General features: G+C 35.7%; 21 protein-coding genes and 3 pseudogenes. 18 read left to right on the top strand and 6 right to left on the bottom strand.

The window, feature by feature from the left end:
* Nucleotides 1-75: 75 nt before the first annotated feature.
* From ACR65M_RS08060 to ACR65M_RS08070, 3 genes and pseudogenes are all read left to right on the top strand, one after another.
* Nucleotides 76-357: pseudogene (locus ACR65M_RS08060) on the top strand (MBL fold metallo-hydrolase); the annotation flags it as partial.
* Between the two features lie 88 nt (nt 358-445).
* Nucleotides 446-880 carry a VOC family protein gene (locus ACR65M_RS08065; protein ID WP_440273064.1) on the top strand — a complete coding sequence of 145 codons (435 nt, stop codon included), beginning with the start codon at nt 446-448 and terminating at the stop codon, nt 878-880.
* 357 nt (nt 881-1,237) lie between these two features.
* On the top strand, nt 1,238-1,945 hold the full coding sequence (locus ACR65M_RS08070) for a ferredoxin reductase domain-containing protein (RefSeq protein WP_440273065.1): 708 nt from the start codon (nt 1,238-1,240) through the stop codon (nt 1,943-1,945).
* A 311-nt stretch (nt 1,946-2,256) separates the two neighbouring features.
* On the opposite strand, the pseudogene ACR65M_RS08075 reads toward ACR65M_RS08070, so the two are convergent.
* Nucleotides 2,257-2,654 (bottom strand): annotated as a pseudogene (locus ACR65M_RS08075) (VOC family protein).
* A gap of 72 nt (nt 2,655-2,726) precedes the next feature.
* Nucleotides 2,727-2,988, bottom strand: a pseudogene (locus tag ACR65M_RS08080) (IS1595 family transposase); the annotation flags it as partial.
* 295 nt (nt 2,989-3,283) lie between these two features.
* On the opposite strand from ACR65M_RS08080, the gene ACR65M_RS08085 reads away from it, so the two are divergent.
* The 5 genes from ACR65M_RS08085 (at nt 3,284) to nadR (ending at nt 7,018) form a co-directional block, all read left to right on the top strand.
* Nucleotides 3,284-3,832 carry a DUF3231 family protein gene (locus ACR65M_RS08085; RefSeq protein ID WP_440273066.1) on the top strand — a complete coding sequence of 183 codons (549 nt, stop codon included), beginning with the start codon at nt 3,284-3,286 and terminating at the stop codon, nt 3,830-3,832.
* 623 nt (nt 3,833-4,455) lie between these two features.
* Entirely contained in the window at nt 4,456-5,238 is a 783-nt protein-coding gene (locus ACR65M_RS08090; protein WP_440273067.1) for an NUDIX domain-containing protein, read from the top strand.
* Nucleotides 5,239-5,298: 60 nt separating this feature from the next.
* Nucleotides 5,299-5,997, top strand: coding sequence for a nicotinamide riboside transporter PnuC (gene pnuC, locus ACR65M_RS08095; RefSeq protein WP_121445890.1), 699 nt, complete (start codon nt 5,299-5,301; stop codon nt 5,995-5,997).
* On the top strand, nt 5,994-6,206 hold the full coding sequence (locus ACR65M_RS08100; RefSeq protein WP_440273068.1) for an adenylyltransferase/cytidyltransferase family protein: 213 nt from the start codon (nt 5,994-5,996) through the stop codon (nt 6,204-6,206). The genes pnuC and ACR65M_RS08100 overlap by 4 nt, the downstream gene beginning before the upstream one ends.
* Complete coding sequence (gene nadR / locus ACR65M_RS08105; protein ID WP_440273069.1) at nt 6,203-7,018, top strand: multifunctional transcriptional regulator/nicotinamide-nucleotide adenylyltransferase/ribosylnicotinamide kinase NadR; 816 nt, start codon at nt 6,203-6,205, stop codon at nt 7,016-7,018. Before ACR65M_RS08100 ends, nadR begins: the two co-directional genes overlap by 4 nt.
* Nucleotides 7,019-7,149: 131 nt before the next feature.
* Here the strand turns inward: nadR and ACR65M_RS08110 are convergent, their stop codons facing one another.
* Nucleotides 7,150-7,548: a hypothetical protein gene (locus ACR65M_RS08110; protein ID WP_246006364.1), complete on the bottom strand. Its 399-nt coding sequence runs from the start codon at nt 7,546-7,548 to the stop codon at nt 7,150-7,152.
* Nucleotides 7,549-7,870: 322 nt separating this feature from the next.
* Here ACR65M_RS08110 and ACR65M_RS08115 point away from each other — a divergent pair, with 322 nt between their 5' ends.
* The gene (locus tag ACR65M_RS08115; RefSeq protein ID WP_440273070.1) at nt 7,871-9,355 is read left to right on the top strand and encodes an amidase family protein; all 1,485 of its coding nucleotides are present in this window, start codon (nt 7,871-7,873) and stop codon (nt 9,353-9,355) included.
* 142 nt (nt 9,356-9,497) lie between these two features.
* On the opposite strand, the gene ACR65M_RS08120 is transcribed toward ACR65M_RS08115, so the two are convergent.
* Entirely contained in the window at nt 9,498-9,908 is a 411-nt protein-coding gene (locus ACR65M_RS08120; RefSeq protein WP_121445893.1) for a hypothetical protein, read from the bottom strand.
* A 408-nt stretch (nt 9,909-10,316) separates the two neighbouring features.
* Here ACR65M_RS08120 and ACR65M_RS08125 point away from each other — a divergent pair, with 408 nt between their 5' ends.
* Entirely contained in the window at nt 10,317-11,135 is an 819-nt protein-coding gene (locus ACR65M_RS08125; RefSeq protein WP_440273071.1) for a PH domain-containing protein, read from the top strand.
* A gap of 336 nt (nt 11,136-11,471) precedes the next feature.
* Here the strand turns inward: ACR65M_RS08125 and ACR65M_RS08130 are convergent, their stop codons facing one another.
* Nucleotides 11,472-11,609, bottom strand: a complete 138-nt coding sequence (locus ACR65M_RS08130; protein ID WP_165918121.1) for a hypothetical protein — start codon at nt 11,607-11,609, stop codon at nt 11,472-11,474.
* A 1,638-nt stretch (nt 11,610-13,247) separates the two neighbouring features.
* Between ACR65M_RS08130 and ACR65M_RS08135 the strand changes: the two genes are divergently transcribed.
* From ACR65M_RS08135 to ACR65M_RS08155, 5 genes are all read left to right on the top strand, one after another.
* Nucleotides 13,248-13,424 carry a hypothetical protein gene (locus ACR65M_RS08135; RefSeq protein WP_440273072.1) on the top strand — a complete coding sequence of 59 codons (177 nt, stop codon included), beginning with the start codon at nt 13,248-13,250 and terminating at the stop codon, nt 13,422-13,424.
* 358 nt (nt 13,425-13,782) lie between these two features.
* The gene (locus tag ACR65M_RS08140) at nt 13,783-14,631 is read left to right on the top strand and encodes a sialate O-acetylesterase (RefSeq protein ID WP_341331339.1); all 849 of its coding nucleotides are present in this window, start codon (nt 13,783-13,785) and stop codon (nt 14,629-14,631) included.
* A gap of 202 nt (nt 14,632-14,833) precedes the next feature.
* Nucleotides 14,834-15,844, top strand: coding sequence for a DUF3231 family protein (locus ACR65M_RS08145; RefSeq protein ID WP_341331340.1), 1,011 nt, complete (start codon nt 14,834-14,836; stop codon nt 15,842-15,844).
* A 185-nt stretch (nt 15,845-16,029) separates the two neighbouring features.
* Complete coding sequence (locus tag ACR65M_RS08150; RefSeq protein WP_440273073.1) at nt 16,030-16,227, top strand: hypothetical protein; 198 nt, start codon at nt 16,030-16,032, stop codon at nt 16,225-16,227.
* A gap of 152 nt (nt 16,228-16,379) precedes the next feature.
* Nucleotides 16,380-16,895, top strand: coding sequence for a CBO0543 family protein (locus ACR65M_RS08155; protein WP_440273104.1), 516 nt, complete (start codon nt 16,380-16,382; stop codon nt 16,893-16,895).
* Nucleotides 16,896-17,008: 113 nt separating this feature from the next.
* On the opposite strand, the gene ACR65M_RS08160 is transcribed toward ACR65M_RS08155, so the two are convergent.
* Nucleotides 17,009-17,500, bottom strand: coding sequence for an RrF2 family transcriptional regulator (locus ACR65M_RS08160; RefSeq protein ID WP_440273074.1), 492 nt, complete (start codon nt 17,498-17,500; stop codon nt 17,009-17,011).
* A gap of 218 nt (nt 17,501-17,718) precedes the next feature.
* Between ACR65M_RS08160 and ACR65M_RS08165 the strand changes: the two genes are divergently transcribed.
* The 3 genes from ACR65M_RS08165 to ACR65M_RS08175 all read left to right on the top strand — a co-directional run bounded on the left by ACR65M_RS08165 (nt 17,719) and on the right by ACR65M_RS08175 (nt 19,733).
* Nucleotides 17,719-18,357, top strand: a complete 639-nt coding sequence (locus ACR65M_RS08165) for an FMN-dependent NADH-azoreductase (protein ID WP_440273075.1) — start codon at nt 17,719-17,721, stop codon at nt 18,355-18,357.
* Between the two features lie 84 nt (nt 18,358-18,441).
* Complete coding sequence (locus ACR65M_RS08170; RefSeq protein WP_440273076.1) at nt 18,442-18,885, top strand: carboxymuconolactone decarboxylase family protein; 444 nt, start codon at nt 18,442-18,444, stop codon at nt 18,883-18,885.
* Nucleotides 18,886-19,244: 359 nt separating this feature from the next.
* Nucleotides 19,245-19,733, top strand: a complete 489-nt coding sequence (locus ACR65M_RS08175) for a CBO0543 family protein (RefSeq protein WP_341331346.1) — start codon at nt 19,245-19,247, stop codon at nt 19,731-19,733.
* Nucleotides 19,734-19,856: the final 123 nt, after the last annotated feature.

Below are 19,856 nucleotides of genomic sequence, written 5' to 3' on the forward strand. Positions count from 1 at the left end.
ATGTGTGACATTAAAGACAAGTTACTAATATTATAATAAAAAGGCACATTCACTTGTCTTTAATTTTACATAGTAAAGGAAATTGCTGCATGTTTTATGATTGATATCGTTTTCATGCCAATTGGCGCCTATGAACCGGAGTGGTTTATGGCAGACTCGCATATTTCTCCTGAAGATAGTGTGAAGGCATTTATTGAACTGGAAGCGAAGCAGTTTGTTCCCATGCATTATGGTGCTTATCGGTTGGCAGATGACACAGGGCCAGAAGCCTTAGAGCGATTACAACGAGAATGGGAAAAACGTCAACTGCCGAAGGAGCAATTAAAGGTTTTATCACTAGGAGAAACTGTAATGTAACGAAAGTGAAAAACTGGTTCAATTAGTTTATAGTATATGAACCTACACGAATACAGCAATTGAAATGGGAACATGGGAGGTACGAAATATGAAAATCAATAGAATAGATCATGTGAGTATAAACGTAAATGATCTTTCAGCGGCTAAAGCATTTTTTCTTGATTTAGGACTTGAAGTGAAAGCGGAATGGGAATTGGATGGTGAACAGTTAGACAGAATAGTTGGGCTAAATAATGTGAAAACATCATGTGTCGGGATGGGAATGCCAGGTGGCCAGGCATGGATAGAGCTTGTCAAATTTTATTCGCCACCGTCAGAAGATATTTCGCGACCCCTAGCAAATACGCTAGGTATACAACATATTTGCTTTGCTGTTGAAGATATTGAAGCCATTATTGAAAGGTTGAAAAAGAAGGGTACGGAAATTTTTAGTGAGATACAGCAGTATGAAGAAAGTTATAAATTATGTTATGTTCGCGGTCCAGAGGGAATTATTTTAGAGTTGGCGGAGAAAATCAGATAAATAATGAACCCTAAATGATTTTATCTTCGACTTTCAAGGATTTCTATTTAAACAAATGGATGAAATAGTTGATAGATCAGAGCTGTCATAAAGGCAGCCTTTTTTTGTTGTAAGAACGAAGTATGATAGAAAATTTTCAATCTCATAGTGCGATTTAACGCTTAAGTTTGAGTGACTAGCAATACAGTAGTGTTGAAGCTTCAAATGGAATCATGTGTGTTCTCTATTAGTATATAAATATTTAAGTTAATATTTTTCATAAATTATCTGAAATCATCAATCTTTTTAATTGAGAATTATTATCACTTGTTGTATAGTAGGTAGGAGCAACCATATTCATTATGAAGGAGATTAATAATGCAAATATACTGGACGAAAATAAATAAGATTATTGAGGAAACTCCTGAGATTAGAACATACCTGCTTGACCGCCCTGAAGAATTTACATGGGAGGAAGGTTCCCACACTCACTTTGCACTGAAAGGTTTTAATGCTGGAGATAAACCAAATAAAAGTCTGGTTCGTCATATGTCTATCTCTACGTTACCGTACGAAAATGCAATCGGTATCACAACACGCATCAGAGAGCAGTGCTCTGAGTTTAAATCGATTTTAAGAAATTTGGAAGTCGGAAATGAAGTTGCAATATTTAAAACTCATTCTAATGTACCGCTGAAAAGGGAAGACAAAAACATTTACCTGCTTTCATCTGGTGTCGGCCTGGCAACTTTTAGACCGCTTGTTCTTGAATATTTTGAACGTGCTGCGAACGTCAATCAAATCCATTCCCTGAACATCAATTCATCGAATGACTTCCTATTTACAAATATTTTTAAATCAGCACCTGACAAGAAGTTCACGGCACAGTTCGTAAATAACCGTACTGACTATTATGGAGCAGTGCATAACCTTGCTGCAGATAAGAACGGACTCTTCTATATTGTTGGTAGCGATCAGTTCGTGGTACAGAACATTGAAATACTACGTGAGCATGACATAAAGCCAGAACAAATTATCCTCGATAAGCGCGAAAAAGAATTGCCAAAGTTTTTTTCATCTAATTGATCAATTTAAGTGAGACAAATATTTTTAGGTAAACTATAAATTGAATTTTCATAGAAAGAAAAATCTACAAAACTAGGACGATGATGTATATTAATTTGATGAATTTATATCAGCTTTAGCAAGTATATGTAATTGCAAATTTCATCCGATTACTCATTGTGGCAAAGTTATTATCATTATTGAATTAACAGGTGCTTGATCCAAGAAGGAATATGCACTTTTTTTCTATAGGCAGTTTTCGTTAAACTTTGTTGTATTTCACGAATATGAAAGGGAACTTCCTTCGGAGTTCCCTTTCTAACTAGATTTTTTTAAACTTCTATACTTCCAATGATAGTTTTAATACGTTCTTGCTCTTCGCCCTTATCTATGTATTCGAAAAATCCAAGTTGATTTCCCCAAGGGTCTGTGAAAGTTCCCCATTTCACTGGTACTTCAGGTCTTGAATGTATTTCAAAACTATTAATCCTTAAATCTTCTATCAGTCTTTCTCTTTCAGCTTCAATGTTAGTAACTCCTAAACGTAAAGGTCCGTTACCCTCAGTAAGAGTTCCTTCTGCGACCACAACCAACAACCAGGAATAAGTTCCCACTCAGCAAATCCTTCGTGTGGAGTAAAGTCAGGCTTCTTATTAAGCAGTGTTTCATACCACTTTTGCCCTTCTTCAATATTAGAAACTCTAACCTGAGTAGTCATTTCAAAAATCAACTATATCCCTCCTAAATATGTATTATCAATTATAATAATATCATTATTTAGAAATTAATCCTGTAAGGGTTTTTAAGCTGTTCTTAACATCCGAACTGTTGTATTGTTTGAGTTTTGGCAGGCAGAAAAAAGCATTTATTCAACTTGTTTTTCAAATGCTTAAATACTTGTCAATTTCCAACCGACGAAACGAATAGAGATAGTTATCAAGGGATTTTGTGGCTACACCTTGAAAACGTCTAATCCACGTTTTCAATCGGCTATGAAAGTTATTAACGTGCTGAAGATGAAAAATCCCTTTCTTCACACGTTGTTTTTTTACGTTGATTGATTGTTTCGTTTTGTTATCCTTTATGTTCTATGGTATGACTATATTTACAATATTCCGTCATACCTATAAGAAATAGGTGGTGAATGGCTTTAAATACGAAGTTTTACCACATATTCAGCTTGCGGGTGCTTGAGTATAATAAGTATAAAAAAGTCGATTCCCTTATTTTAATGGTTATCGACTTTTTAGTTTTGATTTATTTAGTGTACAGATTGCTGATGATAACTGGAATCTCTGAATAAAAAATCTTTCCATACAAAAAATAAGTATAGTTTACAACCAAACTGGAGGGAGTTAAATGGAAAATATAATCGAAACTATCATGGATACATTAAAATCAATAAGAGTTCAAGATGAAGCGCAACCTCTGCATGTTGGAGAAGTGATGTCATGCTGGATTTATTTAGCTGGTCTTGAATTAGCCAAAGTATCTGTTCAAGCAGGTATAAATACCACAACCGATGATGAACTAAAAGCCATACTTGAAGAAGATATGAAACTAGGGACCAGTCAAAGGGAACGACTACATGAATTCATGTTAAAGGAAGGTATTACGTTACCTCCTGCTCCTGAGGAAATGCCAATATCAGACCCTAACAGTATTCCTCCTGGTGTTAAATTAACGGATGATGTGATTGCGAACGAATTATCATTAAAAATAATTAGTCTAATTATGCGTGCTGCCGGTGCTGCTTCGGAATCGATTCGTACTGATGTCGGTTTAATGTTTATTCAGTTTCAATCAGAAAAGTTAGCTTTTGCGAGTAGATTAAAACATTTGATGCGCAAACGTGGCTGGATAAAAGTACCACCTTTTTATGTACCACCTGGTTCCAGACAACCCTGATTTAGTGGTAGCGAAGTTAGTTGACGTTATTTTAGGGATGTCTAATTGGAGAAAAAAAATATCTATGTTCCAAATACGCTTTTCTCCATTGTTATCAGAAAAACAGCTCATAAAAGGCAAGTTTTTCCATAACTTGTTTGTTTTTGTTTTTTAGATTCTAATTCCTCTCTTTTTACTTTTCAGTGAAAAGAAATATGAATCAATGTTAATATTTCATCTAACTTGTGCTTTGATCCAAAAAGGATTAAAGCATTTTTTGTTGAAGTTGTTGTACTAAAGGAGTAGGTAAGTTCAATAGATGGCAAAGTAAAATATAGAAAATACATAAATGAGAGATGAGTATGTCGGGACCTTTGATTAACTATATATGTTGAATCATACTGGTGCAGGAAGTGGATTAACAATTGTAGTTGATCAAGAAGGAAAAACATAGGTAGATGAGTTTTTTAAATAGATGAGAATGAACTAAAATACCAAATTGAACTTCAAAAATAGGTGGGTTTTCGGAAAAAGATTCCTTTTGTCGAAAATTTTATGTAACACTTTGTGCAAGTGTTTGATATAATACTAATAACAATTAACAAAGTGTTAATTAATGAGAAACTGAACGAGGTGTCTAAGAGATGAGTGAGGATTTGGTGGGTTACGATGTAAGTAAATATCGTACTCCTGATGGATATACAAGTGATATTGCTGTTTTTACGATTATTTCAACAGAAGTGGGTCCATATAAGCCACCAGAAAAGATACTAAAGCTAATGTTAATTAAGCGGGCAGAGAAAACAAATGAAGGTGAGCCTAATATTGAAAGAGGAAAATGGGCTTTGCCTGGTGGGTTTATTAAGACTGAGGAAACGGCCTATGAAGCAGCTGTTCGAGAACTAAGAGAAGAAACCGGTATAGAAGGATTAAAGATCAAGCATTTTGGCGTATACGACAAATTTGGTCGTGACAAGCGGGGATGGATAATTTCGAATGCGCATTATGCGATAGTTCCAGAAAATGAGCTTGTGAAAAGGAGAGCAGCAGATGACGCAGCTGAGGTAGCATTATTTTCCATGGATGAAGTGTTTAAGCTGGACCTTGCTTTTGATCATAAGGAAATCATCGATGATGCGTTATGGTTCATTAGAAAGGATATGTCATTAACAACGCTCGCGAAAAATTTTTTACCAAAGGAATTTGTCTTATCTGAGCTACAAGGGGTATTGCTAACGGTCATGGATGAACCTTGGCTTAAACTAGATTCTCAATTTTTTAGAAAGGCTCCAACACTTCCGTTTATTGAAAAAGTCATGAAGGATGGAGAGCCTCAAAAAACAAATCGATGGTCGAAAAACAAAGCACAGCTCTATCGATTTAATGATTTCGATCCATATGTATCCATCTATAATGCTAAATATTAATTTTTTTCTTTATTATAATTAACAATTTGTTAATTAATAATCATTGAGGAGTGAGGCAAAATGAAGATTTTAAAAGACTGGACCTTATTTGAAAAGATATGGCTTGTTACGTTTACGCTCGTAAATGTGTATTTGTTTTTTGTCTGGGATGATACGCTTGTTGGATTTATTACCTCGATTTCAGGAATGCTGTGTGTTGTGTTGGTTGCAAAAGGGAAGATCAGTAATTACTATTTTGGAATTATCCAAACCGGTACCTATGCCTATATTGCTTACGGTTATGGCCTATATGGCGAAGTCATGTTAAATGCCTTGTTTTATTTTCCACTACAATTTGTAGGACTTTATTTATGGAACAAACATAAAGCAAAACAAACTGTACAAGGGGAAGAAATTCAAGTCAGTGTTTTAACGAAAAAAGGATGGACCATCACCTTATCTTCATTCCTCGTCATTTTTGTTCTGTATGCTTACCTTCTAGAAAAAATAGGTGGTAATGTCGTCTGGATCGATTCGGCAACGACGACATTATCTGTGATTGCTCAGATTTTAATGCTCAAACGATTTACTGAACAGTGGCTATTTTGGATCGCGGTAAATGTATTATCCATTGCACTTTGGCTGAAGGCATTGCTTTTACAAGGAGGTAATGATGTATCCATGCTTGTCATGTGGTCGGCGTTTTTGATCAATAGCATTTATGGATATTATAACTGGTCGAAAGTGTATACAAAGCAGAAAGGGGAGGAAATGGCATGAAAAAGGTTGGGTTTTACGGTGGAAAGTTTTTACCGCTGCATCAGGGTCATGTATACGCCATTATTAAAGCTTCCGCAATGGTTGATGAATTGTATGTAGTGTTGTCTCATAGCGAAAAGAGGGATCGGGAACTTTGTGTAGAGAGCAAGTTTCCTTATATACCAAGTCAATCAGGATCCGCTGGCTATCCCAACTTACGAAGGATATGAAAAACGTCAAGGTCATCGAAGTAGAGGATTATGATGGGGATGCGGATTACAATTGGGAGGAAGGATCCGTAAAAATAAAAGAGAAAATTGACAGGAACATTGATGTGGTGTTCAGTTCTGAAAAAGGATATGATCCAATTTTTCAAGAATTATATCCCGAGGCAACTCACATATTGGTTGATGAAAAAAGAGAACACGTTCCAATATCGGCTACCGAAATTCGAGAAAAGGGTGTGTTTCAATACTGGGACTACATTCCAGAGGTAGCGAAGCCTTATTTTGTCAAAAAGGTGGTCATTTTGGGCACGGAAAGTTGTGGAAAATCAACGCTTACGAGAAATCTGGCACTTATGTATAACACAACGTATGTAAGCGAATACGGCAGGGATATCTGTGAGGAGTTGGGAGGTTGTGATGGAATTATGGTAGACGAGGATTATCCCCTTATTGCATACGGCCATAAATTAAAAGAGTATAAAGCTAGTAAAAAAGCGAATAAAATTGTCTTTATTGACACCGAGGCAGCTGTCACTCAATTCTATTCAGAACTGTATAATCGTAAAACGCAACGGGTACTAGCTGAAATCGCCAGGCTCCAACAATACGATCTATGCCTATTTTTAGAGCCAGATGTCGAATGGGTAGATGACGGATTAAGAGTGCACGGAGAACAACAGATTCGTGAAGAAAACAATCAGCGCTTGAAAGAATTATTAAATGAATATGGAATTTCGTTCGTAAGCATAAGCGGGAACTACCGTGAGCGGTTAGAAAAGGCAATTGAGTTGATAGGGGAAAGGGTAGGGGTTTAAGAAGATATTTTAATTAATGAGAATCGAAGTGAATTCCAAAAGAAAGACATTGATATTAAGCAATTTATTGGACCTAAGTCTGGTATTATACTAGGCTCAGGTCTTCTTTATTATTCTTTTCGCCGTTAAACTTAATCACCAATATTTATACCTATAAAAAAGAGTAGTATTACAATGAATAAAGCCAAAATGACGATCCACCACGTAATTTTTACTTTTGTTAATAAACGGTCAACGATATAAAAAGAAATGGCAGAAACAAGACTAAGAACTAGGAACACTAATCCAAAAAAACAATGGAATAGAAAAGAACAAATTTCACGAGAGGATGTAGATGTAAACATCTTTTTACTCATCCAATCACTAATTATGGATGTAATAACCCCATATGTAATCACAATCATTAAATTTAAATAATATAAGCCAGCAAATCCATTCAGACTAAATCCACCTGGAACCATAAAAATGAGTGCAACTATCAAGCTACTAATAATGGCCGTTAACATTTTTCTTTTTAATATTATAGACATGGGCATCTCCCTTATTAATACACGTTTGAACAAACTACCGTAAGAAGGATACTTGCCACGGTACGGTATTCAAAGTGACAGTCGTGTTAGTTTATCTTTTAAATTGTACAATAATTGAGGTGCAGAATATATACCTTTGTTATAACTTTTTAGACTGTAATTTAAAATACGATTTCCGTATGCAGATTTTTTTTATTCATAAAAGATTTCATAAAAAAGCAGATCATAAAATGAAAAAATAATAGGTAAATAGTGGTATCTAAATTGACCTAATTTTAGTACGTCAGTAATGATTGTACAAAACCAAAAGGGGCGATGGGTGATGTTCAATTACAAGCAATTTGACGGGGTGGGAATAGCTGAGTTAATTCAAAAGAAAGAAGTGAAGGCAGAAGAAGTCAGGGAAGCTGCCATTCGTGAGATTGAAAAGAAAAATGGTACGCTAAATGCGGTTGTTGATAAATTTTACAAGGAACCTGTGGAAGTTAATCACGATCAATCAACGGGACCATTTGCGGGTGTGCCTTTTTTAACGAAGAGTATTAACCAGGAAGTAAAAGGACGACCAGTTAGAAGTGGTTCAAAGCTCCTTGAAAACATTAAGGCGGATCATGATAGTGAGTTTGTTCGTCAAATCCGGAAAACAGGTGTTACTTTGTTGGGACAGACCAATGTGCCAGAGTTTGCGTTACTGGGAATAACAGAACCTGTTCATTATGGACCCTCGCGAAATCCTTGGAACACGGATCATACTCCAGGTGGTTCGAGTGGGGGTTCAGCTGCAGCTGTCGCATCGGGTATGGTTCCAATTGCAGGTGCAAATGATGGTGGTGGGTCAATTCGGATTCCTGCTGCTTTTTGTGGATTGTTTGGTTTAAAACCAACTCGCGGACGCACACCAACTGGTCCAGGTAGAGGGCGGGTATGGCAGGGGGCATCGGTCGATCATATTTTAAGCCGTACTGTTAGGGATAGTGCGACCATGCTTGACCATTATCAAATGGACCGCGCGAATGCGTTTAGTGCCCCTCCTATTCGAGGGTCTTATTTAGACGCATTGCAGACTTCACTACCAAGACCGCTTAAAATTGCATTTACAACAGACTCACCAATAGGTACCGCTGTTGATCAGGAGTGTAAGCTGGTCGTACATAAAACGATAAAACTCTTGGAAGAGAGGGGGCATACCGTTATCGAAAAAGCAGCACCAATTGATGGAAAAAGATTAGCGAATAGCTATTTCATGTTGTATTTTGCAGAAGTTGCCACCACCTTGACCGAAATTGAGGGTGTGATCGGAAGAAAAATCACATTTAATGATGTAGAACCGGCAACTTGGATGCTGAATTTACTTGGAAAAGCCGTGTCAGCTGATGAATTCTTAGCAAGTCTAAAGTTTTGGGATAAGGCTGCCATTCAAATGGAAAACTTTCATGACGATTATGACCTTTACATAACCCCAACTACCGCCCACCCTCCATCAAAGATAGGGGAGCTCGATCAGACTCCATTTGAGAAAGGACTAATCCAAGTAGTGGGAGCTTTACGATTAGGAGGAATATTGAAAAAGTCGGGCTTTGTTGAGCAATTAGCAAACAAAAGCCTTGAGAGAACTCCATTCACCCAGCTTGCGAATTTAACCGGACAACCCGCAATGACTTTGCCCATGCATCTGACGAAGGATGTTCTCCCGTGTGGTGTTCAAGTTATGGCAAGACGCGGTCGTGAAGACCTTCTGTTACAGATTGCAGGTCAACTTGAAAAGACAGACGCATGGATTCAGGTAAAAGATAACCCTAGTTATTAAGAATCGGATACTGGAGTTTGCCCTCGGTACACTAATCCGGTAATACAAGTGAAGCTGACTTAAGTTAATAAAACAAATAGAAAAAGCCATTACAAATTCCTTCTTGTAATGGCTTCTGTTGCAACTGTGGTTTAAGAATATTTTAGTAATATCCACCGTAAGGAGGGTTCTGGTATCCAGGGTAATTTGGGTAATTTTGATATGGTGGATATGGCGTTGGCGGGTATCCTGGATAGTATCCGTAGTTAGGGGATGGGTAATACGGATAGTTATTAGGAGAATTGAGCAATGTTCCTGCAAGTAACCCACCTGCTAATCCACCCAAAAATGGGAGTCCACCTTGAAAACCTCCGTATGAACCATGTCCCGGTTTACCGTGGCCACCGCCATGTCCAGGTTTACCATAATGTCCACCGCCATGTCCTGGTTTACCGTGATTTCCATGTTGTCCGCCGCCGTGTCCATACTTGAACTCACGCATCATTCCTGGATGTGAATAATCATGTTGGTACGGAATAGGCGTTGGATTCATTTGATACCATTCATATTTCATAACGTTTCCTCTTTTCATCAATTCTTTGTCCCTACAGCATATGCAAATACCTATAAAAGTTATGGGCGAGTATCCATGAAAAGGGTATTTACCTAAAAAACTACTGTGTATAGTGGAATTCGGGAATGATAGCTTGTGCAAGGTTGGAGCGTTGCAGGGTCTGCCCATTAAACATTATGGTTTAAGCAGTATAAAAAAATTAAATAGTAGGAGAATAGTGAAAAAAAAACATTTACATCCTTTTATTTAAAAAAAGTGAAGAGATTTTATTTTTACTTCTTGGTTTTAACTTTTAAAAAACACAGTTTTAAGAAACAAGGTAAAAAACGAGGGATTGCCAATTTGGGGAAAACGGATTTATCTCAATCACCATGATTTTTTATTTAACTTTTTTGAATATCCTTTTTGATGCTAGCAATTGATATAACACTTTATTCATTTAAAGGAGATGTTATGGTGGGTTTTTTTGATCGAAAAGCTACTTGTAGTGTGTGTAATAAAGAAGTTGGACTTAATCGATTTAAAATAAAAAAATCTGACGCTTGGTTGTGTCCCAGTTGCTTAGAAGAAGCTGGAGGAGCTATGGCGATTAATGTTAATAAAATTACAGTTGAAGAGATCAAAGCGATTATTCAAGAAAAGGAAGACAAACTTGGTGATGATCCGATGTCACGTGCAGAAAATATGTACCAATATTGTAAAGAGAATAAATTTGGTTCTGGTTTTAACGAAAAGTGGGGGGTTAAACACTTCAAAGTGTTACCGGATAATCTAATTCGCGGTGAAAAGGTATTAATGACCTTCATCGGATTGCATAATTATCAATCCCCCACTAAACATGATAGTAACTATGCATATGCAATTACCAACAAACGAATTTTGTTTGGTCAAAAGTCTTTTGCTGGAGAAAAGTTTAAAGCTGTTAATCACGAAAAAATAAATGATATTTCTTTTGAAAAAGGAATGATATTTGGTATTCTCACAATCGATACTCCACAGGAAAAGTTTAATATTGCATTAGATTCCGCTTCCGCTTCATCCATAAATAATTCGATTCATGAAGTTTTGGATAAATTAAAAACTTCTAATGCTCAAAATAGTAGCCCACAGCAAACAGCCAATACTTCTACTGCTGATGAGATTTTAAAATTTAAAGGACTTTTAGATTCTGGAGTCATTACCGAAGAAGAATTTGAATCCAAGAAAAAGCAGCTTCTCGGATTATAGGCTTTTTAACCTCCGTAATTTTTTGGACGATACTCTAAACTAAATTCGGAGGTTTTTCTAATGTATGCTGTTTTAAAAAAACCATGTAAGACTACCCACGTATTGAAGGGTACAAAATGAATCTCTCATTTTAATGGTTGCTGGTTAACTTGATTGAACACAAAGAGTCTTAATTTACAATTGAATGTATTCTCGTAGTGAAATCCCGACCTTTTTTGAAAATAACAGACAGATAGCTTGGATTCATTCCGGCCACTTTAGCTAATTGGCTAACGTAATTCTGGGGGGCTTGAATAGCTATATTTTCTACTTTTTTTCTAAGGTTTCAATATATATTTACTGATTATCTTTCAACCATTTTTTCAATTCCTCAAAACGCTCATCTATATGTTCTGTAATAAGTCTATAAACGATATACGATGCTATCCAAACAAGTATAATTGGACCTAGAACAGCTATCCACGGTATATGCATACTTATCTTTTACCTCCTTTACTTTACCTATCTATATTCTACAAAAAAGATAGTTAACCTTCTTCGATAAACCTGCACAGTTAGTTCAACAACAAAGGGCGTTTTCTAAGGTTGAGTTTACTCAAATTCTCCTTTATCACTATTCTAAGCTAGTAATGTACCAACCTCTTTAATTTTTTTGACAACCAACGGGAGCTGCTTGAGTACGGCAAAACCTTTTATTAAAGGTATTACTTGACTTCGGACACACTTGCCCGGCAACATTTGATTGCTAAATGTCAAATGAATTTTAGTCAAAAAGACTACCAGGAAATAAAGTCTGCAGACAATGGAGGGCAATTTCTGTTAGGGTGAAGTCGATGTTTGTGTGTCTTCAGGCAGCACAAGGTATTTCTGCAGGGGTGTGTCTGAAGTTTAGCCATCTTCGGACAACACAAGGCAATTACTGCTGGGTAGTGTCTGAAGTTTAGCCATCTTCGGACAACGCTAGGCAAAATCTGCGCAGGTATGTCTGAAGTTTTGGTATCTTCGGACAACGCCAGGCAATTTCCACAAGAGCGTGTCCGAAGTTTAGCCATCTTCGTACAGCACAAGGCAATTACTGCTGGGTAGTGTCTGAAGTTTAGGTATCTTCGGACAACGCAAGGAAATTTCTGCATTGTGCTGTCCGAAGTTTAGGCATCTTCGGACAGCACAATGCAATTACTGCTGGGTAGTGTCTGAAGTTTAGGTATCTTCGGACAAGGCCAGGCAATTTCCACAAGAGCGTGTCTGAAGCATAGGCATCTTCGGACAGCACAAGGAAATTTCCACGAGAGCGTGTCTGAAGTTTAGCCATCTTCGGACAGCACAAGGCAATTACTGCAGGGGTGTGTCTGAAGTTTAGGTATCTTCGGACAACGCCAGGCAATTTCCACAAGAGCGTGTCCGAAGCTTAGGCATCTTCGGACAGCACAAGGCAATTTCCACGAGAGCATGTCTGAAGTTTAGCCATCTTCAGACAGCACAAGGCAATTTCCACAAGAGCGTGTCTGAAGTTTAGGTATCTTCGGACAGCACAAGGTAATTACTGCTGGGTTGTGTCTGAAGTTTAAGCAACTTCGGACAACGCTAGGCAATTTCCACAAGAGCGTGTCTGAAGTTAAGGTATCATCGGACAACGCTAAGCACTATCTGCTGGTGTGTGTCTGAAGTTTAGGCAACTTTGGACAGCACAAGGCAATTTCCACAAGAGCGTGTCTGAAGTTTAGCCATCTTCGGACAGCACAAGGCAATTTCCACAAGAGCGTGTCCGAAGTTAAGGTATCTTCGGACAACGCTAGGCAATTTCCACAAGGGTGTGTCCGAAGTTGAGGTATCTTCAGACAGATCAAGGCAAATGATTAATTAAAAATTCCGTAAGCGGGCAGCATGTGGATTGTTTAAATGATCTATTTTAAAGTTATAGAATGATAGTAACCAAACGGATGATCCAAGAAGGAAAATCCCATTTTTTGTGGAAATTTTTAAAAGGGAATAATGATTTGTAAATCCTGTTTATTAAATATAAATGTTTCAGGGGGAATCATTTATGGATAATTCACCAGATATAAAGTTCTGTTTTTTAAAATGGAGATAAAGAAAAAGTTTGGAAATGCTATGACAAATGAAGACATGCTCATACAACGGTACGCACCAGGATCACCGTGGAATATACCGAACCTAAGTGCTGGGGAGAAAGTAATCTCTACGTTAATGCCCAATGCTCATAATAATCTGAAAGAGGAATATCCGATGACTTTAACGATTGAAAAAATAATCCATTATCAGAAATGAAGAAAATTCCGGAATAAGAGTTACTGTTAATTCGGTGGGCTTTTATCAGTCTTTAGCAAACTTAAAAGCCTTGTCGAGGGGAAAGAGATTCCCTACGTTTAATAAAAGTATCCAAATAAAGAGTGTTTCACTTTGGAGGACGATATGTTTCACAATGAAGATAATAAAATGTTTTTCTATGAGGTACTCTGTACTAGTTGCAGAAAAGTATTTAGGGTATACAAAGGTTCGCTACACTTTAAACTAATTAAGAAAAATAAGACTAAGTATTTTTGTTGTGAAGATTGTAGTCATAAGATACGAATGGATGCTATTAAAAATTTCTTTAGATACTTAAACTGAAAGGTAAGGTTTTACTATGAAATCAGTACTATTAATCGGTCAATCAAATATGGCAGGCAGAGGATTTATTGAAGACGTAAGTCCGATTTATAATGAGCACATAAAAATGTTGCGAAACGGCAGATGGCAAATGATGGCAGAACCGCTTAATTTTGATCGTCACGTTTCTGGTGTTGGCCCAGCAGCCTCTTTTGCTCATGCTTGGACAGAAGCGCATCCCGGCGAATTTATTGGGCTCATACCATGTGCTGAGGGAGGAAGTTCGATAGATGAGTGGGCTATTGATGGAATCTTAACAAGACATGCAATTTCTGAAGCAAAATTCGCAATGGAAACAAGTGAATTAGTGGGAATTCTTTGGCACCAAGGAGAAAGCGACAGTTACGGAGAACGTTATAAGACATATGAAGATAAATTACTTTCATTATTTAAACACTTGAGAGAAGAATTGAATGCACCGGATATCCCAATCTTGATTGGTGAGTTGGGACATTATCTTGGAGAGGTAGGATTTGGAAAAAGTGCTGTAGAATATAAACAAATAAACGAGATATTATCTCAAGTTGCTCATTCCGAAAAAAATTGTTATTTTGTAACGTCAAAAGGCTTAACTGCCAATCCAGATGGCATACATATTAATGCTTTGTCCCAAAGAAAATTTGGATTAAGATACTTTGAGGCTTTTTCAAAACAAAAGCATGTATTAGATATTTTAGACATAGAAAATGAATGGATTGAAAAGATAGCAAAAAGTGAACTAACGAAAAATGAACGTATATTTGTTCAAAGTACGAAGTTTGCATTAGGACAATTGAGTTTTGAGGAGTTTTCTAATAACATCTCCAATATGAATGAAAGTAAGTAATAGTGTTAAACAATCAGGCGCTTTCCTTTAGTAGGTAAGCGCCTTTTTGATATGTCCCTACACAGGGATTAGATTTTGTTATGGTGAAAATGATAAAATTTTACTTACTAAACGGTTCGTTGATCTTAGAAAGATTATAGAAATTGGAATTTTCAAGTAATAAATAGGACACCTTATGAATAAAACTGTGAGGTGTTTAAAATTGGACAACATATCGAACGCTAAATTAACTTCTGCTGAGATTGCTGCACTTTGGATTCAATATTCAAATGAAACAGCAAGCATATGTATTCATAAACATATGATGGAACATCTAGAGGACAATGATATAAAGGATGCATTTGAATATGCAATGTCTCTCAGCACCAATCATATTGAACGTATAAAAGAGTTCTTAAAGAGTGAGGGTTTCCCGATTCCAATTGGATTTACGGAGGAGGATTATATACGGAATGTTCCTAGACTTTACTCTGATGTATTTTGTTTGAACTATTTGAATATCATGTCCCTTCATGGGTGTCATGGATATAGTGGCGCTATCACAACTAGTACACGATTGGATATACGTAATTATTTTACTGAATGCCTCACTAGCGCTGCTGAATTGTGTAATCGGACAAAGAATTTGTTATTAGAAAAAGGGTTATATTATCGGCCGCCTGTGGTCAACCCTCCAAATAGTGCAAGTTACATAGATGATAAAAGCTTTCTAACAGGTTGGTTAGGAGAAAAGAGACCATTAAGCTGTATAGAAATTACAGATATTTATTTTAATCTAAAAAAGAGTATATTTGCTAAAGCCTTTATCATTTCAGCCTATCAAGTTACAAAGTCCAATAAAATAAAAAATTTCTTAAAGAAAGCAGTTAGTAAGAAAGAAGACCATATTAAACTGTTTTTTGAGGTTTTACTTTCTGAAAATCTTCCAAGTCCACCTATTTTTGATGCTGAAATTACGGATTCTACCGTATCACCATTTTCAGATAAACTAATGATGTTCCAAGTTGGATTTTTGTTCTCAACGGCCATGGTCTATTATGGAACGGGATGGGCATCTTCGATTAGAAGAGACTTAACAGCAAAATATATGACGGCAATGGCGGAAGATTTAAAAATTGGTAATGATTGGATTAACATCATGATAAAGAACGGCTGGCTGGAAGAACCACCAATGGCGGAAGACAGAAGCAAGCTAGCGAATACAAAAAAATGATGATCTCTTAGTAACTTGTATCATTCTGACAATATATTTAGTTTTAATCTAACAGGTGCGATGATCCAGAGACGGATTATCGCTTTTTTTATTGAATTTATTGTACGAACGAAACAACTTAGCGAAGTAAGAATATAGATTGAATATTGTAACGTAACAGGCATCCAGTATTGGAGGGGGCAAAAGTGAAAAATACATTGAAATTTTGTCTAACGTGGATTATTGGTGTAGTTCTATCAGTAGTCATAATGAGTGTATGGAGAAATGAAGAAGTAGATTGGAAGCTTTTGATTGGTTTAATTATTGGATGTCTCATAGGGGTACTTTTTGTATTTGGAATCATGATGTATATGAAAAAAATAAGGAGTAAAGCCAATGAATAGTCATGATTTTGCCTATTTTAGTTGCATGTTAAACAATAGAACCGCAGACAAATAAGCCTTACTGATTAGGATTATAATTATGAAATAAAAAAGATAAATGCATTTTACAATATATGGATAAAATAGTAATCAGAAACGATGGAGCTGATTACATGCATTTAATTTTGAACGGAATATTTCTTGGCGCGACATTAATATGGGGTGATTGGAGAAATTGGAAGGAGTACCATTCTACAATCTTGTTCTTCTGGTTTGGGGACTTACTTTACAATATACTTTGCCACGACTATATGATGTGGGAATATAAAGAGAGTATATTTGCTGAAAATCTCCTTTCAAACCATACGATTATTTCTTTATTAATCATGTTTGTTGCCTATCCTTCAACAGTTTTGATATACCTAAGTAAGTTTCCAAAGGGGATTTATAAACGTATAATTTGGATTTTATTTTGGGTAAGTTTATATTCCCTAATAGAATATATTAATTTACACTATTTAAATTTAGTTTTTCACCATAATGGTTGGACAATTGGGTGGTCGGTGTTATTTAATTTAATTCTTTTTCCTATGCTATGGCTGCATTACAAAAAACCAATAAATGCGTTACTTACCTCTATTCCCATTATCTTATTTTTTGTTATTTATTTTCATGTTCCAATACTCTAATTTACAAGTTAAATCAAACGTTGTAGTTGAATACGAGTGTGCGAGTAGCATAAATGAATACGGTTAATTTAATAACTCTCTACATTCCTCATTTAAGGAATGTAGAGAGTTTTTTATTTGCTACTTTTCGAAAAAAAGTTACGGGTTTCTTCACGGATTTGTTTGGGCAAGACACGATTAAGCTCTTCATGTAACCATGAAAGAGTTTTACTACGTAGATCATCACGCATTTTTTCTTCCGCAGCGAGCATAACTAAATTGATGGTACAGAATGAGGGAGCTGAACAGCAGCCTTCTCTATACACATAACCATTGTCTTTAATATTTTTACATTGAAAAATGGGCTTAGGACCTTCAATTGCTTCAACAACATCCCAAAAAGAAATTTCTTCTGGGGACTTAGATAACTTATATCCTCCCTTTACACCAGGGACAGAACTTACAATTCCAGCCTTAGATAATTTACCAAAAACCTTTGATAGAAATGTCTCAGAAAGTCCTTGGAATTCTGCCAGATCCTTTATCCCAACACTTTCTTTGGAAGGAATATCAATTAAATAAACGAGACAATGTAAAGCATATTCTACACCTACACCATATTGCATAAAAATTCACCTACTTCTAATAAAGGAATATTAATTGTATCTTATGAGGATTTAGAGTACTAGTCAAATAAATGGAACCTATTGATTGGGTAAGTTTGTTCAATTGACAAAAATACAGATAGCGTATATTATGGATAGTGTTAATCGGCGATTAACTTAGTCTTTAATTATAACCAATTTAAGAGGACAACAAGAATCAAATTCATGGAGGTGAAACGATGAGAATTTTACAATTAATGGCTCATCCTGATTACAATAATCAAGAAAGAGCTGCAAACCGTCTAGCAGATGTTGGTTTACAAACATTACAAGAAAAATTAAAGGGTCAAGGAACAATCGAAGTAGTAAATGTTTACGATCCAAATACTTTTATCCCGCAAATTACTGCGGATACTTTAAATTTTACTGATCCTAAAGAAATGTCAGCTGAACGATTAGAAAAATATGAAGCACAACATAAATTAATTAAACAATGGAAGTCAGCTGATTATATTTATATTTACATGCCGTTGCATAATTGGAATGTGCCTGCAAAGTTTAAAGACTATCTGGATAATATTCTAACAGCAGGAGAAACATTCAAATATACTAAAACTGGTTCTGTTGGATTAATGTCAGACGAAACTACCAAAGTCACATTTATTCTAACGAGTGGAAGTGAATATGATACGAATTACCGATATGTAAATTTAGATATAGCGCCACAATATATTCGCGGAGTATTGCACATGATGGGAATTAACCAAATGAAATTAATACGTGCTCAAGGCTTAGACATGTCTACTAATGACAGAGAAGAAATAATGAAATCAGCTGAAAAAGAAGTAGTAGGATATATTAATTCACAATCATTCTAAACTTGAAAAACCCGTGACTTTTTGAATTAAAGGGAAAGGTAAAAAGTGTAGATTAAACTAAGCTATTTAAGGAGGAAATTAATAATGGAACAACGAATCGAATATTACAATGTAGCACCAGAAGCCCTTAAAATCATGATGGAAATGGAGAAGTATACAAAAACTACAGGTATAGACCGTAAACTTCGTGAACTTATAAAAATTCGGGCTTCTCAAATAAATGGTTGTGCATACTGTATTAACATGCACACGGTAGATGCTAGAAAAATGGGAGAAACAGAACAACGAATATATTGTATTAGTGCCTGGAGAGAGTGTACATTTTATTCAGACGCGGAAAAAGTAGCACTTGAGTTGACAGAATACGTGACATTAATCCCAACAAAACGTGTGCCAGATGAGCTTTATCAGCGAGTTCGTGAACATTTTGATGAAAAACAATATGTTGACCTTATTCTAATAATTAATCAAATCAACAATTGGAATAGAATTTCTATTGCAATGGGGAATACAGCAACAGAGATGTAATTAATCTGAACAATCCATTTGACAAATGGAATCCAAAAGAACCAGTCTGTATGCTTTTAAATTTCTACTTTACGACAAAATAAATTTTCTAGTATAAATTGATCGCAATCATCTTCATACACAAGAGATTGTAAAAGATTCTACTTAACGAAAGGTGCGTTGATCCATAAGGATTACGCACCTTTTTATTGTAGCTTTTAAGCTAACACAAATAGATAGTTGAATAAGAGAAAGCTTTCATTCATAGGACCGTTTTGTTCGTTTTGTAATAAAAAAATTCTAAAAACGACCGGTAGGAATGTTTAGTTTTGGGTAATTTAAGAATGGCACGATTAATGCAAATGAGAGGATGTTAATAAGTGGAAAAAAAGTTGTTAAAATTACTAGTGGCGTTATGTACTGGTTCTATCCCATTTTTATTTAAGGGACCAAAAATGAGAGAAAATCTTTTGATTTTCTTCGCAAAGGGTGTTATTGCTACTCTAATTGATGCTTACGTTGTTGGAAAACAAAAACTTGAATATCCAATTCGTCCTTTTCCTAAAATTTTCAAAACGAATATTATTTACGACATGTTATTTTTCCCGCTTTTAAGTGTGATATGGGTCAAAATCTCGTATAATGATCATTTTGGCAAAATATTATTAAAAAGTTTAATTTTTAGTGTTCCAATGAGTATTGGGCAATGGTTTATGGAAAAGAACACGGGATTATTCAAATGGAAAAAATGGTCTGCCTTCCATACATTTGCAAGTGTTAATTTTACTTTGTTTATTATTAGAGGTTTGGTTGGTCTGATAAAAATAATAGATAAGTTTAAAGATAAGCAATATATAAATGAATACTAAAGGTTTATACAATGAAGAAAACGTATAAATTAGAAGCAATTCTCTGGAGTGTCTATTATTCGTAGTTATTTAATTAAGAATTTCTTTTAAAGATAATTTTAGTGCAGACCTTCATAGTATCAA

The organism is Ferdinandcohnia sp. SAFN-114 (assembly GCF_059415045.1).

Coding starts and splice junctions, on each gene's coding strand:
- ACR65M_RS08065 (WP_440273064.1), top strand. CDS start 446: ATGAAAATCAATAGAATAGATCATGTGAGTATAAACGTAAATGATCTT.
- ACR65M_RS08070 (WP_440273065.1), top strand. CDS start 1,238: ATGCAAATATACTGGACGAAAATAAATAAGATTATTGAGGAAACTCCT.
- ACR65M_RS08085 (WP_440273066.1), top strand. CDS start 3,284: ATGGAAAATATAATCGAAACTATCATGGATACATTAAAATCAATAAGA.
- ACR65M_RS08090 (WP_440273067.1), top strand. CDS start 4,456: ATGAGTGAGGATTTGGTGGGTTACGATGTAAGTAAATATCGTACTCCT.
- pnuC (WP_121445890.1), top strand. CDS start 5,299: ATGAAGATTTTAAAAGACTGGACCTTATTTGAAAAGATATGGCTTGTT.
- ACR65M_RS08100 (WP_440273068.1), top strand. CDS start 5,994: ATGAAAAAGGTTGGGTTTTACGGTGGAAAGTTTTTACCGCTGCATCAG.
- nadR (WP_440273069.1), top strand. CDS start 6,203: ATGAAAAACGTCAAGGTCATCGAAGTAGAGGATTATGATGGGGATGCG.
- ACR65M_RS08110 (WP_246006364.1), bottom strand. CDS start 7,548: ATGTCTATAATATTAAAAAGAAAAATGTTAACGGCCATTATTAGTAGC.
- ACR65M_RS08115 (WP_440273070.1), top strand. CDS start 7,871: ATGTTCAATTACAAGCAATTTGACGGGGTGGGAATAGCTGAGTTAATT.
- ACR65M_RS08120 (WP_121445893.1), bottom strand. CDS start 9,908: ATGAAATATGAATGGTATCAAATGAATCCAACGCCTATTCCGTACCAA.
- ACR65M_RS08125 (WP_440273071.1), top strand. CDS start 10,317: ATGCTAGCAATTGATATAACACTTTATTCATTTAAAGGAGATGTTATG.
- ACR65M_RS08130 (WP_165918121.1), bottom strand. CDS start 11,609: ATGCATATACCGTGGATAGCTGTTCTAGGTCCAATTATACTTGTTTGG.
- ACR65M_RS08135 (WP_440273072.1), top strand. CDS start 13,248: ATGACAAATGAAGACATGCTCATACAACGGTACGCACCAGGATCACCG.
- ACR65M_RS08140 (WP_341331339.1), top strand. CDS start 13,783: ATGAAATCAGTACTATTAATCGGTCAATCAAATATGGCAGGCAGAGGA.
- ACR65M_RS08155 (WP_440273104.1), top strand. CDS start 16,380: ATGCATTTAATTTTGAACGGAATATTTCTTGGCGCGACATTAATATGG.
- ACR65M_RS08160 (WP_440273074.1), bottom strand. CDS start 17,500: ATGCAATATGGTGTAGGTGTAGAATATGCTTTACATTGTCTCGTTTAT.
- ACR65M_RS08165 (WP_440273075.1), top strand. CDS start 17,719: ATGAGAATTTTACAATTAATGGCTCATCCTGATTACAATAATCAAGAA.
- ACR65M_RS08170 (WP_440273076.1), top strand. CDS start 18,442: ATGGAACAACGAATCGAATATTACAATGTAGCACCAGAAGCCCTTAAA.